This window comes from Paenibacillus sp. J22P51, assembly GCF_059692215.1.
In genome coordinates, this window is the sequence record NZ_JCAUAZ010000002.1 from 120,651 (window position 1) to 136,176 (window position 15,526).

Below are 15,526 nucleotides of genomic sequence, written 5' to 3' on the forward strand. Positions count from 1 at the left end.
CAATCACATAATCTTGTCCATACACACATAGGCTGTATTAATGAAACTTTATAAGGAGGGGGATTCTATGGTTATAAAAGATAAAGTCAAGCAGCGCCGACTAGAACGACTTCGCCATTTGCGGGAATCGTCGGAAGCAACACTCGGGAATGGAAGTTCGCTTAGATCCTCTCAGTCGGCCGAATTCCTCTTGCCTTCACGTCAGAATAACGAAATGCCGCTACATGCGGATCCTGATTGGAGAAGGAGGATGGAGGACCCTGAGTTTGCTTGGAGACAGAAGCTCATGATGGATACAGCTCATGATGATACTGAAAGAGGGTTGTTCACACCTCCGTCTCCGCGGAAAATCGCATTCAAGCTGCTTATCAGCGGCGTGATATTTGCGGCTGTTTATGGCATGTTCCAGCTAGACAAGCCTTGGGCAATCCAAGGAAAGCTGTATATATCAGCAGCACTTACGCAGTCATATGACTTTACGGCCTTTTCCGCTTGGTATACCGATAAGTTCGGAGGCTCGCCTTCCTTCATTCCTAGCTTTAACCGTACAGGAAATGAAGCTGTTATCGTAAGTACCTCGAAGCGTACGTTGTTCGCGCCAGCGAGAGGGAATGTGGTGATTAGATACGATGGGGCCATCCATAAGGGAGTCAATTTGAACACAGCTGAGTATGCTCCGGTGTATGCGATGGACACAGGCCAGGTCGTTTTCTCAGGCAAAGCCGCGGATACCGGGTTAACGATCATGATACGTCATCCGGGAGGACTGGAGTCCTTATATGGAGGTCTTAGTGAGGCAAGTGTATCCGTAGGGGATTGGATGAAGGTTGGGGAGCCCATCGGCAAGGCATCTGCTAAAGATCCAGCGAAAGGGACGCTGTACTTTTCAGTCATGAAAGAGGGCGTGACGATCAACCCAGAGGGTGTGATCACCTTTGATTAAATGGGCAGGGACGAAATACCGATTTCATCCATTATTTACGTTGATAATGATTGGTTGTGCCTTCACAGGGTATTTTCTAGAGGCAATCACCTTGTTTGGCATTGTACTCATTCATGAGCTCGGGCATTTAACCGCGGCCAAAGGGTTCGGTTGGCGGGTTCAGGAAGTGCAGCTTCTTCCCTTCGGTGGTGTTTTGATTGTTGATGAACTTGGAACGACTTCCACACGCGAGGAATTGATTGTCGCTTTAGCGGGCCCTCTTCAGCACGTATGGATGATCTTAGTGGCGCTGCTGATGAAGTCATTGGATATCGGAAGTGGTAGCTGGTGGGACTACTTCATTGAAGCAAATCTCATGATTGGTTTATTCAATCTGATACCCGTGATGCCGCTAGATGGCGGAAAAGTGATGCAAGGGTTGTTAGGCTATATCATGTCGTACCATAACACGATTCTTTATTCTGTTTGGATTAGTATGATTATAAGCTTCTCGATCATCGTTATGGCGATTATTCAGCTCGTACAAGGTCAGCTTCCTATCAATATCCTTGTTATTGGCTTGTTTCTTCTTGTATCAAATTGGTATGCCTACCAGCAAATACCGTACCACTTTCTTCGCTTTCTAATGGGGCGCGGTTTTCGGGTCGGGCAGCTGTTGAGCCGCGGTACAAGAGCGCAGCCTATTGTAATTACGAAGCAGCTTACGATGGCGGAGACACTGAAGCTTTTTATGCGAGAAAGATATCACTTGATCTATGTTGTGAACGAACTAGGGCGCATCCAAGCTGTGTTGCCCGAGCAGCAAATCGTCGGCGGTTATTTAGATGGGAAAAAACCGGGGAGTGCAGTTTCCGATCTTTTCATGTAAAATAACTGGTGAGGTGAACATGTATGAAGCAACTGATAATTCACTGCGCACCCGAGCTTACACAAGCGGCATTGCTAGAAGATGGGCGTCTTGTGGAGTATGATACGCAGTATCCGCTTGAATCTCAACGGGCAGGCAGCATCTACATGGGCCGCATCGTTAACGTACTTCCTGGCATGCAAGCGGCATTCGTCGATATCGGACTTGCGAAGAATGCCTTTCTTTATATAGACGATCTCCTCCCCGTCCATTTGGACAAGCAGCCTAAGATCAAACCTTCCATTACGGAGATTGCTGAAGTCGGGCAAATGCTCATGGTCCAAGTGAGCAAGGATCCACAGGGTACCAAAGGGGCAAGAGTGACTACGCACGTTTCCATTCCGGGCCGTTGGATTGTTTATATGCCAGATGCTGATTATATTGCGATATCACGTAAAATTGATCTAGAAGCTGAGCGACAGCGTCTAAAGCAGCTTGCAGAGGGTAACCTTTTGCCAGGTGAAGGCGTCATTATTCGTACAGGTGCGATAGGACAAAGCGAAGAAGCCATTCGAGACGATTTGCAAAACTTACGCGATGTATGGAGTACCATTCTAGCCAAGCGAGAAGAGACCCGTGTACCTGCACAGCTTTACCAGGACCTCGATCTCCTGCCCAAGCTGGCTAGAGATGTGATATCCGATGAAGTTCAAGAAGTGTGGATGAGCAATAATAAGGTCTTTGAAGAGATGAGAACTTTACTTCGCAAGCAGCAACCAAGTTGGCGAGGCCGAATTGCTTTCTATGATCGTAGAACACCTATGTTCGATCATTTCGGCGTTACGGAAGAGCTGAATCAGAGCTTTCGTCGTAAAATTTGGCTGCCTAGCGGCGGATACTTAATCATCGATCAAACAGAGGCGCTAACGGTGATTGATGTAAATACGGGACGATACACGGGTTCTATTGACTTAGAGCAAACCGTTACAGATATTAATCGGGAAGCAGCTGTTGAAATTCCTAGACTTTTGCGGCTACGTAATCTAAGAGGCATCATTATTGTCGATTTTATTGATATGCACGCAGAAGACAATCGAGCGAAGGTCATGGCAAACATGGCGGAAGCTGTGCGCAAAGATCGTTCTAAGACGACGATTGTTGGTTGGACCAAGCTTGGATTGTTGGAAATGACTCGGAAACGCAAATAAAAGGTTTGCATATGAATTTATAACTGTGATATAATATTCGAAGTGTGTTGTTTAGGCATGCTGTAACCGCACGAAACAGGTCGAAGTACGCGAAGGGATTCATTCTTTTCCGTCACCTGCACAAGGCGAGTCTGAGACATGAGGAGGTAATGAAAATGTACGCAATTATTGAAACAGGTGGTAAACAGTACAAAGTTCAAGAGGGCGATGTTCTTTACATCGAGAAATTGAACGCTGCTGAGGGTGAGGTTGTTTCTTTTGATCGTGTGTTCTTGGTTTCCAAAGAGGATGGCCTAGTAGTAGGTGCTCCATTGGTTGCAGGTGCTTCAGTTTCCGCGAAAGTGGAGAAACACGGCAAAGGTGCAAAAGTCATCGTTTATAAGTACAAGCCGAAAAAGAACTATCACAAAAAGCAAGGTCATCGTCAACCGTACACAAGAGTAGTAGTTGAGAAAATCCAAGCGTAAGAGACAAGCCTATGATCTACGTGACCATAGAACGTCTTGCGACGGATTCACCTCAAATTCTTTCTTTTGTAGTGGAAGGCCATGCTGAATATGACGTACCTGGCAAAGACTTGGTCTGCGCCGCGGTATCAGCGATTTCCGTTGGTACATGTAATTCGATAGAATCCTTAACCGGTGTGATTCCGATTCACGAAATGGAGCCTGGTCTACTGGATGTAACCATCCCGGAGAGCGCGTTTACCATGCCTGAAACTCGGGATCAAGTGCAGTTAATTATAGAGTCGATGGTCGTTATGTTACAAACGATTGAACAAACTTACGGTGATTATATAACGATTGAAACAATCTATCACAAAGGAGGATAACACCATGTTTTTGAAATTGGATCTCCAATTATTCGCTTCCAAAAAAGGGGTAGGTTCCACAAAGAACGGTCGTGACTCGCACTCTAAGCGCCTTGGCGCTAAACGTGCTGACGGTCAAACTGTTACTGCGGGAAGCATTCTCTACCGTCAACGCGGTACGAAAATTCACCCAGGAACGAACGTAGGTATCGGTTCGGATGATACACTTTTCGCTTTGGTACAAGGCGTAGTGAAATTCGAGCGTTTGGGCCGCGATCGCAAAAAAGTGAGCGTATACCCAGTTGATGTAGCTCCAGTAGCTGCAGCTCTAGAAGCGTAATTAGAATCCCTGGTGAGCGACAGTTCATCCAGGGATTTTTTCTCACAATGAATGGAAAAACCTCTAACCGTGATCACTCATTTCGGATGGTCGAGGGCGGAGGTTTTCTCGTTTGTTTGGTGAAGTTTTCCAGCCAGCATGATATACTGGATGAACGGTTACAAAGCAGGGAGAACGGGGCGAACGGATAATGAAGCAATTGGGCAGCGCGCAGGTCTATTTATTAGTACTTGTGTTCATAGGATTGACTGGCATGTTGGTTACAGAACCCTGGATCATCAGAGTGGCATTTTTACTAATCATTCTAATTAGCGGGTATACGGCTTGGAGATTAGAAGCGAGTAGAATGGAAGAGAAGTGGCGTTCTAAGCTGAAACAGCAAGAACAAGACGATCATGTTAAGCTGATTGCGGTTGTTAATCGCTTGCGGCATGATTGGATGAATGATACCCAAATTTTATTTGGTTATATTCAAATGAAGAAGTTTGATAATTTACGGCCTTATATGGAAAAAATAAAAATGACTATGCAGCAGGAAAGCAATCTCTCCAAGCTGGGGATCCCATCTTTCATTGCTTACTTGCTTCAATTCCGTGTTCAGTCCAAGACATTAGAACTGAATGTGGAAGTCGAACAAGAAATAAATCTTGGACAACTCCCGATCCAGAGTGGACTGATTGAACGCTTGGTTCGGCAATTGGTGGCATGTATCCAAGAACACACGGCATTCGATGATGGGGAAAGCGGCACACTCAGCTTGGAATTTGATGTCCAAGAGGATAGCTTACTGCTTGATTTTGTATATCAAGGCCCCTATAATCGGGTGCAACTTGAGCAATCAGTTTTAGAACGTTTTGCATCGAAAGGTGCCCAGTATTCGCTTGAGCATGATGAATGGCATGAGGAAGAAGCACGTATTACATTACGATTGCCGTTTCATATATAAAGTTGAGGTGTAGAAATGTTTGTTGATAAGGCGAAGGTTTTTGTTAAAGGTGGAGACGGTGGTGACGGGTTAGTTGCTTTCCGTCGTGAGAAGTACGTTCCAGAGGGCGGTCCTGCCGGTGGTGACGGAGGCAATGGCGGAGATGTCGTTTTCCGGGTAGATGAAGGCTTGCGGACGTTGATGGATTTCCGTTATCAGAAGCACTTCAAAGCAGAACGCGGCGAGAAAGGCCGCAACAAATCCATGCATGGCGCCAATTCGGAGGATTTGGTTGTACGTATCCCGCCTGGAACGACTATTATTGACGATGATACGCAACAAGTCATTGCGGACTTAACTCGTCATGGACAAGAAGTAGTCGTTGCTAAGGGTGGCAGAGGCGGAAGAGGGAATACTCGCTTTGCGACTGCGCGTGTAACAGCACCTGAGATTGCGGAGAACGGTGAAGAAGGCGTCGAGCGATGGGTTGTCCTAGAAATGAAGGTTATGGCTGACGTTGGACTTGTAGGTTTCCCGAGCGTTGGTAAATCCACGCTATTGTCTGTCGTTTCGGCCGCGAAGCCGAAGATTGCTGCTTATCACTTTACAACGCTAACCCCGAACCTGGGTGTAGTTGATGTTGGAGATGGCCGCAGCTTCGTAATGGCGGATCTACCGGGCTTGATCGAAGGCGCACATGAAGGCGTTGGTCTTGGTCATGAGTTTCTACGTCACGTAGAACGGACGCGTGTTATTGTGCATGTCGTGGACATGTCGGCAGCGGATGGGCGTGATCCTTATGAGGATTTCATCAAAATCAATGAAGAAATTAAACTGTATAATGCGAAGCTAGAGCAACGCCCACAAATCGTTGTAGCTAACAAAATGGATATGCCGGAGTCCGAAGATAACCTGGCATTGTTCAAAGAGCAGTTGGCGGCTGACGGTAAAGAATTTGAGGTTTATCCGATTTCGGCATTAACACGCGGTGGTGTTCAAGAACTGCTGTATAAGATTTCGGATATCGTGGAAAGCATCCCGAACGCTCCTGAAGTCGAGGGAGTGGCTGAGACCGAAGAGCGTAAGGTATATCGCTTTGAGAAACGCGAAGAGAATGATTTCACGATTCGTCGTGATAATGATGTCTTCGTAATTGAGAGCCCGTCGATTGAGAAATTGATCAAGCGAACAAATTTCACTACCCAAGATGGGATCGCGCGTTTTGCTCGTATTTTGCGTAACATGGGCATTGATGACGAGTTGCGTAAACGTGGCGCTGTCCATGGACAGACGATCCAAATCGGTGATTTTGATTTCGAGTTCGACGAGAACAATTTATAATAAAAGGCAAGGCACTTATCCAAACAGGATAGGTGCTTTTTTTTGTTTCGCCCCATTAAATGTCACAATACTTGACATGTAGTATTAAAAGCATTACCATTTTAGATATATCACTTAAATAATGTCAGTAAATATAACATAATAAAAGTTTGAATAGCGAGAAAGGAGGAGCCAGGATGAAGAGATGGATTCAAGCGATGGGTTCGGATCAGATGCATATGCGGAATTTAACCTACGATGAGGCTGTGGAAGCCGCCAACGAAATGGCGAAAGGAGATTCAACAGATGCGCAATGCGCGGCTTTCTTGATGGCGTTATATATGAAAGGGGAAGCAGATGACGAGTTGATGGCTTTTATCGATGTGTATCGCAGCTACTCCTTGAATTACCATGCTCAGCCTAACTCGCTTCATTCAACAGGTACAACGGAAGGGAGGAAGCGATTCCCCATCACGCTGCCTGTCAGCCTATTGCTGGCATCCGTGGGATTCACACAGGTGATGCAAGGTGGAGAGGCTCTTCCTGCACGACAAGGGACATCCCTACAGGAAATCGTAGAGAGCTTTGGTGTGTCCTTACATCTCTCCGTCAAGGCTTGGCAATCCATGTTATTTCATCTGCACATCGGTTTTCTCCCTACGGAGCAGCTGTGTCCACCCATTGGGCGGCTAAAGCAGGTCCGGGAACAGCTCGGTATTCGAACAGTCATCGATACAATTGAGCGAGTGTTGAATCCTGTGCTTTCCGCGAATTTAATTATCGGTGTACAGCAACGGAAAACCATGGAGTCCCTCATTCCCATTTCGATTCGATCTGGCTTTCAACAGGCCTATATTGTCAGTGGGATTGATGGCTCGGAGGATTTACCCCTATATGAACACAGTGCGATTCGCATTGTGACGCCATGGGGGGATGAGTCCCGTGTTCTTGACCCGCAGAAGTTTGGATTCTCAAGTTCACCCTTACCTTTACTTGCCAAAGAAGATCAGATCACCATGGTGAAACGAATTATTGCTGGTGAGGATTCGGCAGAAGTAAAACGCGAACGCGATCATGTTATTTTCAATACAGGCTTACGATTGAAATGGTTTGACAAAGTAGATAGCTACGAGGAGGGCTTTCAGCTCGCAGAAGTTTTACTACAGCGGAAAGAAGCACAGAAAACGATGCAGCGCTGGATTGAGCAGAGTCAATACTTGAAGCTGCAGGATCTTGCAGATAGCGATGATTCCACAACGAAAATCGGATGAAGACCTTTCCATGAAGCTGGTTCGTAGACAGCGAATGGGAGGGTCTTTTTTTATGGGGGTAGCAGAATTGGTAGATGTTACAGCTAAAACTTAATCAATGGATATGTTACCATTTACTAGTGTCATCATGATTCGTAAGTACAAAAAGCTAGGAGGCCTACAACATGAAGAAACAATTACTTGCTTTTGCCCTTATCCCAACACTTATTTTTGGTGCTGTTACAGTCCCATTACCTAAAGCAGCGTCTGCTGCAACCACTGGAGAAGTCGTTAGCAGTGTGAGCTTTCGCCAAAGCCCTGATGAGAATTCACCTCGTATCCGTTATTTGAAAGCTGGGGAGCCTGTCTCCATTATTGAGAAAGTAAATGCTTATTGGTATAGAGTTCAAGTTACGAATGGTCAAATTGGTTATGTCTCAACGAATTCGAAGTACATAAAAGCAAACGGTCAAACCACTACACCAGCATCTGGAACAGGACGCATCGTCGCAAGCGTGAGTTTCCGTACTGCTGCCGATCAGAATTCGACTCGAATTCGTTATCTGAAAACCGGAGAAACCGTACAAATTCTCCAGAAAGTGAATGCTTATTGGTATAAAGTCAAAGCTTCCGATGGTCGTGAAGGCTACGTCAGTACAAGCCCTACATATATTTCAACCTCTGGTGTAGTAGCATCTCCGGATACAAACACAGGTGGGACAACAAGTGAAAAGATTCAGAAAGTCATTGCGGCAGGCAAGAAATACATGGGAACGCCTTATGAGTATGGTTCTAGTCGTAGTAACACGTCTACGTTTGATTGTTCTGATTTTGTACATCAGGCTTTCTTGGACGGCATTGGACTGAACCTTCCGACCGACTCTAGAGGTCAGGGTGCGTATGTGAAATCGCTCGGGCACAATGTCACGGATTGGCACGACCTCAAGGTTGGTGACCTGATGTTCTTTATGTCTTATAAAGGGACGGCACAGTCCAATTATGCAGGAATAAATAAGTCTGCACAAACGATTACACACGTTGCAATCTATTTAGGCAATGGGCAAATCCTATCGACCTATTCCAAAGAAAGCGGCGGTGTCCGAATTGATTCCATCGCGAATCGACACTGGGAATATCGCTTTCTCTTCGGAGGAAGTGCACTATAAGCATGACAAGCAAAGAGCAGACTACGAGAAATCGGTGTCTGCTCTTTTTCAATCATTTAGATTTGTAGCGGATCCAGCAAAGGGTTCCAATGAATAGTAGGTTTATCTGTTTCTGGTTGAATCCCAGCGGAGCCTATCCATGGATGTGAGGCCCGGCCAACTGTGAAATAATGCTCGAGTAAACAGCGGAAAATATAGGGCATCGGACGGTCTAAGACAGACGCTTTGGGAATCCAATGCAAATCACCTTCAGACGTTTCGATCCGTGGATCCACATCCGTCTTGCCCACATAGAAAAATTGCTGGCGTATTTCATGGCCATTGAGTCGTATTAGCACATATTGCAAGTGTAAGTCTTGAATTTCATCCTGCTCAATGCCCGTTTCTTCCCATACTTCACGAAAGCAGGCCGTTCTTGGTTGGCTAATTTCATGTGGTTCGAGATGACCGCCAATAGCCGCCCATAAGCCAGGAGAGAGCGTGCGGGTTAATGCACGTTTCATCATTAGGAGCTCGTCATGCTTGTTCCATAAAAGTGCTGTAGACATCATTCGTAAGGTAATCATGGAGAGGACCCCTCCCTTCTGGGTTATGTTTTAGCTTATCATAGAAAGGGAATGGCCAGCAAAGGCGAATGCTTGGATGCATTTTGCCTATTGCTTCACGAGGCATGATTCGATATAATGTCCTCTATAGAGAAACATTAGTCTTTTTGGAGAGGACGGTAGTTAGGTGCCGGAGAGCAAAGAGTTTCTTCCAAGCATGAAGCACATCGGACCTGAGAGGTACTACTTAGTCCGTGAGGACATTCTTCCAGAAGGTGTTCTAAAGACAGCACAGGCCAAAGAGTTGCTTGCACGGGGTGAAGTGAAGACGATTCACGACGCTGTCGAACAAGTTGGGCTGAGCCGAAGCGCCTTCTATAAGTATAAAGATGGCATTCATCCACTAAGTAAGCTGGAACGCGAGCGAATTATTACGATTTCAATGGATTTAGAGCATAGGTCCGGGATATTATCCCGCGTACTCGCACTTATCGCAAATTTGGATGGCAATGTTTTGACCATTCATCAAACGATTCCATTACAAGGTATGGCGAACGTCGTCATATCACTAGAAATTTCATCCATGGGTGAAGAGATCCGTGAAATCGTGGATCGCCTCGGGGCGCAAGACGGAGTTAAGCGTGCCATGGTCATCGGTCAAGGCAGTTAAGATAGCACAAATTCAGGAGGTAATGAAATGAAGCCCATCAAGGTTGGTTTACTAGGTTTAGGTACAGTTGGAACAGGTGTAGTCCGTATTGTTGAAGGTCATCAAGAGGATTTGCAGCGTCAAACGGGTTCAGCAATCGAAATTGCGAAAATTCTTGTGCAAGATAAATCGAAGCATCGTAACATCTCTGTGGATGCAGATAAGCTAACGGAGAATGTGTGGGATGTGATTGGCGATAGTGAAATCGATATAGTCGTTGAAGTCATGGGTGGCGTTGAGGCAACGAAGGCCCACATTCTAACAGCGCTTGGAAATGGCAAGCACATCATTACGGCCAATAAGGATCTTATGGCCATGCATGGTGCAGAAATTTTAGCCAAAGCAGCTGAGAATAATTGTGATGTTTTCTATGAGGCGAGTGTTGCTGGTGGAATTCCAATCATTCGTGCGTTAGTGGAAGGTTTCTCCTCCGATCGCATTACGAAGATTATGGGAATTGTGAACGGAACAACGAACTACATTTTGACGAAAATGAGTCAAGAAGGCGCGGCGTATGCGGATGTGCTGAAGGAAGCACAGGAATTGGGATATGCGGAAGCAGACCCGACATCTGATGTTGAAGGTTTAGATGCTGCTCGTAAAATGACGATCTTATCGACACTTGGTTTTCATGCCAATGTAGCTTTAAATGATGTTGAAGCGAAGGGTATTTCCAAGGTATCGAAGGAAGATATTCAATACGGTAAGAAATTGGGTTACGAAGTGAAGCTGCTTGGCATCGCTGAAAATCATGATGGTCATATCTCAGTCAGCGTTCAGCCGACGATGGTTAAAAATTCACATCCGCTAGCATCCGTTAACGGCGTATTCAATGCCGTATACGTAACCGGTGAAGCAGTTGGAGAAACGATGTTCTACGGCGCAGGTGCAGGCGAGCTGCCCACAGCAACATCCGTTGTAGCTGACTTAGTGGCAGTCGTTCGCAATTTGAAATTAGGCATCAATGGACGTACTGTACAAGCTCCTTACAAAGAGAAGAAGCTTAAAACAGACGAACAAATCGCTTCCAAAAACTTCATCTTACTTCATGTTGAAGATAAAGCAGGCGTGCTCGCCCAAATTACTCAAATTTTCGCGGAGCATGAAGTTAGCTTGGAATCCGTCTTCCAACATCCGAATAAAGCGAATCCGAAAGCTGAAATTATCATTATTACGCACGATGCGAATCGAGCTAGTATGAAAAAAGTATTGAATCAATTTGAATCCATGGACGTTATTCATGCCATTAAAAGCGTATATCGTGTAGAGGGCTAGAATCGGTGTAGGAAATGCTTAGTGCGGTAAAATCAAATTATGGAATTGATATTTTCGCATGATAAATTGGCTAAATTTCTGGATAAACGCTCACGTCCTCAAAGGACGGCGTATCCGTTTATTTTGAGTGAAGAGAGGCGCAATTTCGAAATGAGCTACAAGACAGAACAAAAGGTAAGAGTGAAAGTACCGGCAAGTACGGCAAATCTAGGTCCCGGCTTTGACTCTTTGGGGATGGCCTTGAACTTATATGCTTGGATTGATATGGCGATCTCTGATCAGACTCGCATTCAATTGATTGGCGATCAGATGAGTGGAATTCCTTCGGATAAGTCCAATTTAATCTATAAGGTAGCTCAAATGGTTTTTGATAAAGCTGGGGTTTCGCATCCAGAGCTTGAGATTTCTATGTATAGTGAAATTCCACTCACGCGAGGCTTAGGAAGCAGTGCCTCTGCTATTGTAGGTGCACTTGCAGGAGCGAACGCACTAATTGGGAATCGGTTCTCAACCTATGAGCTATTTCAAATTGCTTCGCGACTGGAGAAGCACCCTGACAACGTCGGTGCAAGCTTATTCGGTGGAATCATAGTCGCGTTCTGGGACGATGTCAAGGCGGAATCGATCCGAATTGAGCCTGATCGTAATTTGGAGGTGCTGGTAGCGATACCAGCCTTTCAGCTAGCGACCGAAAAGGCGAGAGGCGTAATGCCACAGCATGTAACCATGAAGGATGCTGTGTTCAATCTCAGCCATTCTTCCTTGCTCGTTGCTGCACTTAGTACAGGAAACCTCGGTATGATCCGTCATGCGATGAAGGATAGATTGCATCAGCCCTACCGCGCAGCACTTATTCCGGGTATGAAAACATTACTGGATGAATGTGAGCACCATGGTGCGCTTGGCGTTGCATTAAGCGGAGCGGGACCTACGATGCTAGCGCTCGTCGATACGCGCAGTGAGAAGAAAGCGGAGCTGGAGGCATTCCTTCAAGGCACGTTGGCGAAGGAGGGCATCGAAGCTAAGCTTCTATGGCTGAAGCCAAGCCAAGCTGGAGTGACGACTACAGAGCTTCGAAGCGGAGATGAGGGTCTGCTTTCCTTAGTAGAAAGAGAGGTGCTGGCATGAAACGAGTTGCCATTCTTGGGCCAAGCACTTTCTCGGAGGAAGCTACGCGCCATTTTCTAGGTGAGAATTTCACATATGTGTCGTATAAGTTGATTTCTGAGGTTTTCAATGCAACGGCATCGGGTGAAACGGACTTGAGTGTTATTCCGATTGAGAATACGCTGGAGGGCTCTGTACATCTGCATGTGGATTGGCTCGTTCATGAAGTTGATCTTCCGATTCGAGCAGAATGGGTCTTCCCGATTGATATGAACCTCATTGGATATCCAAATCCCGATGCTGAAGCGGATGGCTTGAATCCCTATCGGCACATTCGCAAAGTATTGTCTCATCAAGTTGTGCCTGCGCAATGCAACCAATTTATGAAGCAATATCTGCGTGAGGCCGAGTTTGAGCAAGTAAGTTCTACAGCTGAAGGAGTGCGTATTGTCGCTTCGCTTCAGGATCCAACCGTCGCTGCGATTGGTACGGCTATCGCCTCAACGAACTATAACGTTCCCATGCTGCAGCGGGAGATTCAGGATCACAAGGATAATATGACTCGCTTCTTGCTTGTGGGCAAGGAAGCATCGGAGCTAATGTCATCAGAAGACATGAAGACAACGATTCTTGTTACACTGCCAGAGGATTATCCGGGTGCCCTGCATCAGGTGCTTTCAGCTTTTGCTTGGCGGAGAATCAACCTGTCCAAGATTGAATCCAAGCCGACGAAGAAGAAGTTGGGCAATTATTATTTCTATATCGATATTGCTGGCAATATGGACTCAGTCCTTCTGCCTTCTGCCATTCAAGAAATTGAAGCTATTGGGTGTCAGGTTCGAATTTTGGGCTGTTATCCAAGCTACTCCTATCAAGGTTCTTAGTGCAAATCCCTTGCGTTTATGACGCGAGGGATTTTTTTTGTGTTACAGGGGCAAAAGCCTAGGAACGCGCATAAACTGTAATATCATTATTGTGAATAAGCGAATGCTATCGCGGCCAAGATTCTGGCAAAAGGAAGAGATACGCGAAGGAGCTGCTTACGAAACTAGTTTTTCTACCGAAAAACGCCGAGTTGATGCTTACGAAGTGAGTTTTCTGAAGAAAACTTTAAGGAGGTAGGGTTTTGAAAATCCATATTGTCAAAAAAGGCGATACCCTGTACGAGCTCGCAAAAAAATACCACACCACCCTAGACCAGATTATTGCGCTCAATCCGCAAATAGCTGACCCGAATCAGATTGATATTGGGATGAAAGTGAAGATTCCATCTACGCATAAACCGGTAGATCCACCTGCATCTGACTTCGTGTATAAGCACGTCGTGCAGCAAGGTGACAGCTTGTGGAAGCTTGGGAAAGCATGGGATGTGCCATTGCAGGCGATGATTAAGGCGAATGCGCACCTCAAGAATCCGAATGTACTTATGACGGGGGATGTCGTCTTTGTCCCCAAAATGCAGCATGGTCATATGCATGGAAATCAGCACCACACACACCACACAACGTCGAAGCTCTCTACGGAGCCATTTGCTCCCATGCCTATGACACAGCCAATGCCGCCAACAGATGCCTATCAACAGCCAATTATCCCGAGCCCACAAGCACCTGTATTCGAAGCGCCTCCATTATCTACAGGTGAAACAGTGCCTGCCGCACCACAAGCGGCTTCGCCGGTTATTCCAGCCCCGGTTATGGATGGGCTTGGACTCCATGAACCTTATGGGCAGGCGGTACATCCATTTCAACAATTTCATATTACAGCTACAGAGGTATTCGCTTACCCTGAGCAGCAGCACGAGGCCATGACGTATCCGGCTTATCAAGAAGAGCCTTGTGAGCCACTTCCAGCGATGACAGCCCCAGTGTCGGTAGTTGATGAAGGTTGCGGGTGCGGTGGACCTGTTATGAGTGAGCACCCATGGATGAATTACCCAGCACATTATTCGAATGTACCAATGGGAAATCCTTGGGACAACATGATGCCGCAAGACATGACAGCTATGCCTGCCTTTTATCCACCGCCTATGCCGTACGATCATCCAATGGCTCAGCACTATGCCTATCAGCATGATCCGTATGGCATTCCTTATGCTGGTGCCGGGCAGCACGCGCCATATGATGAATCTTCGCTGGTACCACAAGTTCATACACACGAGCTCAAGAAGGTTTCTGATACGTTAGAGGAGATTGAAATCGACATTCGGGATAAGCAGAAAGCAGATAAAGCGAAGTCCAATGGAAATCGCTCCACTCGTAAAGTTAAGCTCTCAGGAACGTCAGCGTTGAGTGCATTCCTCCAGCAACAACAACGAGCTACTGAGAAAAGAGAACCAAGTAAACCAAATAGTCCTTGGATGAATTTCTAAGAATCAAAGAAGAAGCCTCTACCCACAGATAGGATGTGGTTAGAGGCTTCTTTGTATGGTATAGAGACATTATGCAATCATGCCCAATGTGAAAAATGTCATTAAACCAATAACGAAATTCATTCCCCACTTTTTGCGGAGGAGCTCACGCCCTCGGTGCAAGCGAGTTTTCACAGTTGTAATCGGCAGGTTCAGACGCTCACTAATTTCTTGTAGAGAAAGCTCCTCTAAATAGTACAACGTAATAATGCCCTTATATTTAACGCCTAATTTATTGATGGAAGCGTGCATGTGCTCTTGAACTTCCGTTTGAAGCAGCGCATGTTCAGGTGATTGATCTTGACTGGCCAGCTTACTATAGTAGCTGTAATCGTCATCCAGATCATTTAGCTCCGCATCAAGGGATTGAACGGGTCTTTTTTTACGAAGCAAATCGATGGCAACATTCTTTCCGATCCGATAAATCCAAGTTGAGAAATTCTGGCTTTCATCAAAGTGGTTTAAATTCAAATAAACGCGGATAAATGTCTCTTGGACAATATCCTCGGAATCAGGACGGTTATGCAGCATCCGAAACGCTAGCTTTTGTATTTTATTACGATAGAGCTCGACTAACTCCACGAAAGCGTTGCGATCGCCCCGTCTGGATAATTGAATTAATTGAAGTTCTGCCACATTCATGATGTTTCCCTCCTTAGAGTTGTCGTTTAGA

17 protein-coding genes are annotated in these 15,526 nt (G+C 45.9%); 15 read left to right on the forward strand and 2 right to left on the reverse strand.

Annotated features, from left to right (window positions below):
* The first annotated feature begins 67 nt into the window (after nucleotides 1-67).
* The 10 genes from AC58QC_RS05310 (at nucleotide 68) to AC58QC_RS05355 (ending at nucleotide 8,810) form a co-directional block, all read left to right on the forward strand.
* The gene (locus tag AC58QC_RS05310) at nucleotides 68-943 is read left to right on the forward strand and encodes a peptidoglycan DD-metalloendopeptidase family protein (protein ID WP_497414164.1); all 876 of its coding nucleotides are present in this window, start codon (nucleotides 68-70) and stop codon (nucleotides 941-943) included.
* On the forward strand, nucleotides 936-1,811 hold the full coding sequence (locus tag AC58QC_RS05315) for a M50 family metallopeptidase (RefSeq protein WP_497414165.1): 876 nt from the start codon (nucleotides 936-938) through the stop codon (nucleotides 1,809-1,811). Before AC58QC_RS05310 ends, AC58QC_RS05315 begins: the two co-directional genes overlap by 8 nt.
* A 23-nt stretch (nucleotides 1,812-1,834) precedes the next feature.
* Nucleotides 1,835-2,998 (forward strand): Rne/Rng family ribonuclease, encoded by a 1,164-nt coding sequence (locus AC58QC_RS05320; RefSeq protein ID WP_497414166.1) that lies wholly within the window; start codon nucleotides 1,835-1,837, stop codon nucleotides 2,996-2,998.
* A 155-nt stretch (nucleotides 2,999-3,153) separates the two neighbouring features.
* Nucleotides 3,154-3,465 (forward strand): 50S ribosomal protein L21, encoded by a 312-nt coding sequence (gene rplU / locus AC58QC_RS05325; RefSeq protein WP_028555793.1) that lies wholly within the window; start codon nucleotides 3,154-3,156, stop codon nucleotides 3,463-3,465.
* An 11-nt stretch (nucleotides 3,466-3,476) separates the two neighbouring features.
* Complete coding sequence (locus AC58QC_RS05330; RefSeq protein WP_497414167.1) at nucleotides 3,477-3,830, forward strand: ribosomal-processing cysteine protease Prp; 354 nt, start codon at nucleotides 3,477-3,479, stop codon at nucleotides 3,828-3,830.
* A gap of 4 nt (nucleotides 3,831-3,834) precedes the next feature.
* Nucleotides 3,835-4,149 carry a 50S ribosomal protein L27 gene (gene rpmA, locus AC58QC_RS05335; protein WP_036742986.1) on the forward strand — a complete coding sequence of 105 codons (315 nt, stop codon included), beginning with the start codon at nucleotides 3,835-3,837 and terminating at the stop codon, nucleotides 4,147-4,149.
* A gap of 190 nt (nucleotides 4,150-4,339) precedes the next feature.
* Nucleotides 4,340-5,095, forward strand: coding sequence for a Spo0B domain-containing protein (locus tag AC58QC_RS05340; RefSeq protein ID WP_497414168.1), 756 nt, complete (start codon nucleotides 4,340-4,342; stop codon nucleotides 5,093-5,095).
* Nucleotides 5,096-5,110: 15 nt separating this feature from the next.
* Entirely contained in the window at nucleotides 5,111-6,415 is a 1,305-nt protein-coding gene (gene obgE / locus AC58QC_RS05345; RefSeq protein ID WP_497414169.1) for a GTPase ObgE, read from the forward strand.
* A gap of 176 nt (nucleotides 6,416-6,591) precedes the next feature.
* A complete protein-coding gene (locus tag AC58QC_RS05350) occupies nucleotides 6,592-7,665 on the forward strand; it encodes an anthranilate phosphoribosyltransferase (protein ID WP_497414170.1) in 1,074 nt (357 codons plus the stop codon).
* Nucleotides 7,666-7,829: 164 nt separating this feature from the next.
* Entirely contained in the window at nucleotides 7,830-8,810 is a 981-nt protein-coding gene (locus AC58QC_RS05355) for a C40 family peptidase (RefSeq protein ID WP_497414171.1), read from the forward strand.
* A 56-nt stretch (nucleotides 8,811-8,866) separates the two neighbouring features.
* Here the strand turns inward: AC58QC_RS05355 and AC58QC_RS05360 are convergent, their stop codons facing one another.
* Entirely contained in the window at nucleotides 8,867-9,376 is a 510-nt protein-coding gene (locus AC58QC_RS05360) for an NUDIX domain-containing protein (protein ID WP_497414172.1), read from the reverse strand.
* A 196-nt stretch (nucleotides 9,377-9,572) separates the two neighbouring features.
* Here AC58QC_RS05360 and AC58QC_RS05365 point away from each other — a divergent pair, with 196 nt between their 5' ends.
* The 5 genes from AC58QC_RS05365 (at nucleotide 9,573) to AC58QC_RS05385 (ending at nucleotide 14,814) form a co-directional block, all read left to right on the forward strand.
* Nucleotides 9,573-10,025, forward strand: coding sequence for an ACT domain-containing protein (locus AC58QC_RS05365; protein WP_056610603.1), 453 nt, complete (start codon nucleotides 9,573-9,575; stop codon nucleotides 10,023-10,025).
* Between the two features lie 27 nt (nucleotides 10,026-10,052).
* On the forward strand, nucleotides 10,053-11,339 hold the full coding sequence (locus tag AC58QC_RS05370) for a homoserine dehydrogenase (protein WP_497414173.1): 1,287 nt from the start codon (nucleotides 10,053-10,055) through the stop codon (nucleotides 11,337-11,339).
* Nucleotides 11,340-11,489: 150 nt separating this feature from the next.
* On the forward strand, nucleotides 11,490-12,467 hold the full coding sequence (gene thrB, locus AC58QC_RS05375; protein ID WP_497414174.1) for a homoserine kinase: 978 nt from the start codon (nucleotides 11,490-11,492) through the stop codon (nucleotides 12,465-12,467).
* Complete coding sequence (pheA, locus tag AC58QC_RS05380; protein ID WP_497414175.1) at nucleotides 12,464-13,330, forward strand: prephenate dehydratase; 867 nt, start codon at nucleotides 12,464-12,466, stop codon at nucleotides 13,328-13,330. Before thrB ends, pheA begins: the two co-directional genes overlap by 4 nt.
* 242 nt (nucleotides 13,331-13,572) lie before the next feature.
* A complete protein-coding gene (locus AC58QC_RS05385; protein ID WP_497414176.1) occupies nucleotides 13,573-14,814 on the forward strand; it encodes a LysM peptidoglycan-binding domain-containing protein in 1,242 nt (413 codons plus the stop codon).
* A 69-nt stretch (nucleotides 14,815-14,883) separates the two neighbouring features.
* Here the strand turns inward: AC58QC_RS05385 and sigW are convergent, their stop codons facing one another.
* A complete protein-coding gene (gene sigW / locus AC58QC_RS05390; RefSeq protein WP_497414177.1) occupies nucleotides 14,884-15,495 on the reverse strand; it encodes an RNA polymerase sigma factor SigW in 612 nt (203 codons plus the stop codon).
* Between the last annotated feature and the right edge of the window lie 31 nt (nucleotides 15,496-15,526).

Bases quoted from the DNA above. Each gene is read 5' to 3' on its own strand.
- thrB (WP_497414174.1), top strand. From the start codon at position 11,490: ATGAGCTACAAGACAGAACAAAAGGTAAGAGTGAAAGTACCGGCAAGT.
- AC58QC_RS05320 (WP_497414166.1), top strand. From the start codon at position 1,835: ATGAAGCAACTGATAATTCACTGCGCACCCGAGCTTACACAAGCGGCA.
- AC58QC_RS05330 (WP_497414167.1), top strand. From the start codon at position 3,477: ATGATCTACGTGACCATAGAACGTCTTGCGACGGATTCACCTCAAATT.
- pheA (WP_497414175.1), top strand. From the start codon at position 12,464: ATGAAACGAGTTGCCATTCTTGGGCCAAGCACTTTCTCGGAGGAAGCT.
- obgE (WP_497414169.1), top strand. From the start codon at position 5,111: ATGTTTGTTGATAAGGCGAAGGTTTTTGTTAAAGGTGGAGACGGTGGT.
- AC58QC_RS05355 (WP_497414171.1), top strand. From the start codon at position 7,830: ATGAAGAAACAATTACTTGCTTTTGCCCTTATCCCAACACTTATTTTT.
- AC58QC_RS05340 (WP_497414168.1), top strand. From the start codon at position 4,340: ATGAAGCAATTGGGCAGCGCGCAGGTCTATTTATTAGTACTTGTGTTC.
- AC58QC_RS05310 (WP_497414164.1), top strand. From the start codon at position 68: ATGGTTATAAAAGATAAAGTCAAGCAGCGCCGACTAGAACGACTTCGC.
- rplU (WP_028555793.1), top strand. From the start codon at position 3,154: ATGTACGCAATTATTGAAACAGGTGGTAAACAGTACAAAGTTCAAGAG.
- AC58QC_RS05360 (WP_497414172.1), bottom strand. From the start codon at position 9,376: ATGATTACCTTACGAATGATGTCTACAGCACTTTTATGGAACAAGCAT.
- AC58QC_RS05370 (WP_497414173.1), top strand. From the start codon at position 10,053: ATGAAGCCCATCAAGGTTGGTTTACTAGGTTTAGGTACAGTTGGAACA.
- AC58QC_RS05350 (WP_497414170.1), top strand. From the start codon at position 6,592: ATGAAGAGATGGATTCAAGCGATGGGTTCGGATCAGATGCATATGCGG.
- sigW (WP_497414177.1), bottom strand. From the start codon at position 15,495: ATGAATGTGGCAGAACTTCAATTAATTCAATTATCCAGACGGGGCGAT.
- AC58QC_RS05365 (WP_056610603.1), top strand. From the start codon at position 9,573: ATGAAGCACATCGGACCTGAGAGGTACTACTTAGTCCGTGAGGACATT.
- rpmA (WP_036742986.1), top strand. From the start codon at position 3,835: ATGTTTTTGAAATTGGATCTCCAATTATTCGCTTCCAAAAAAGGGGTA.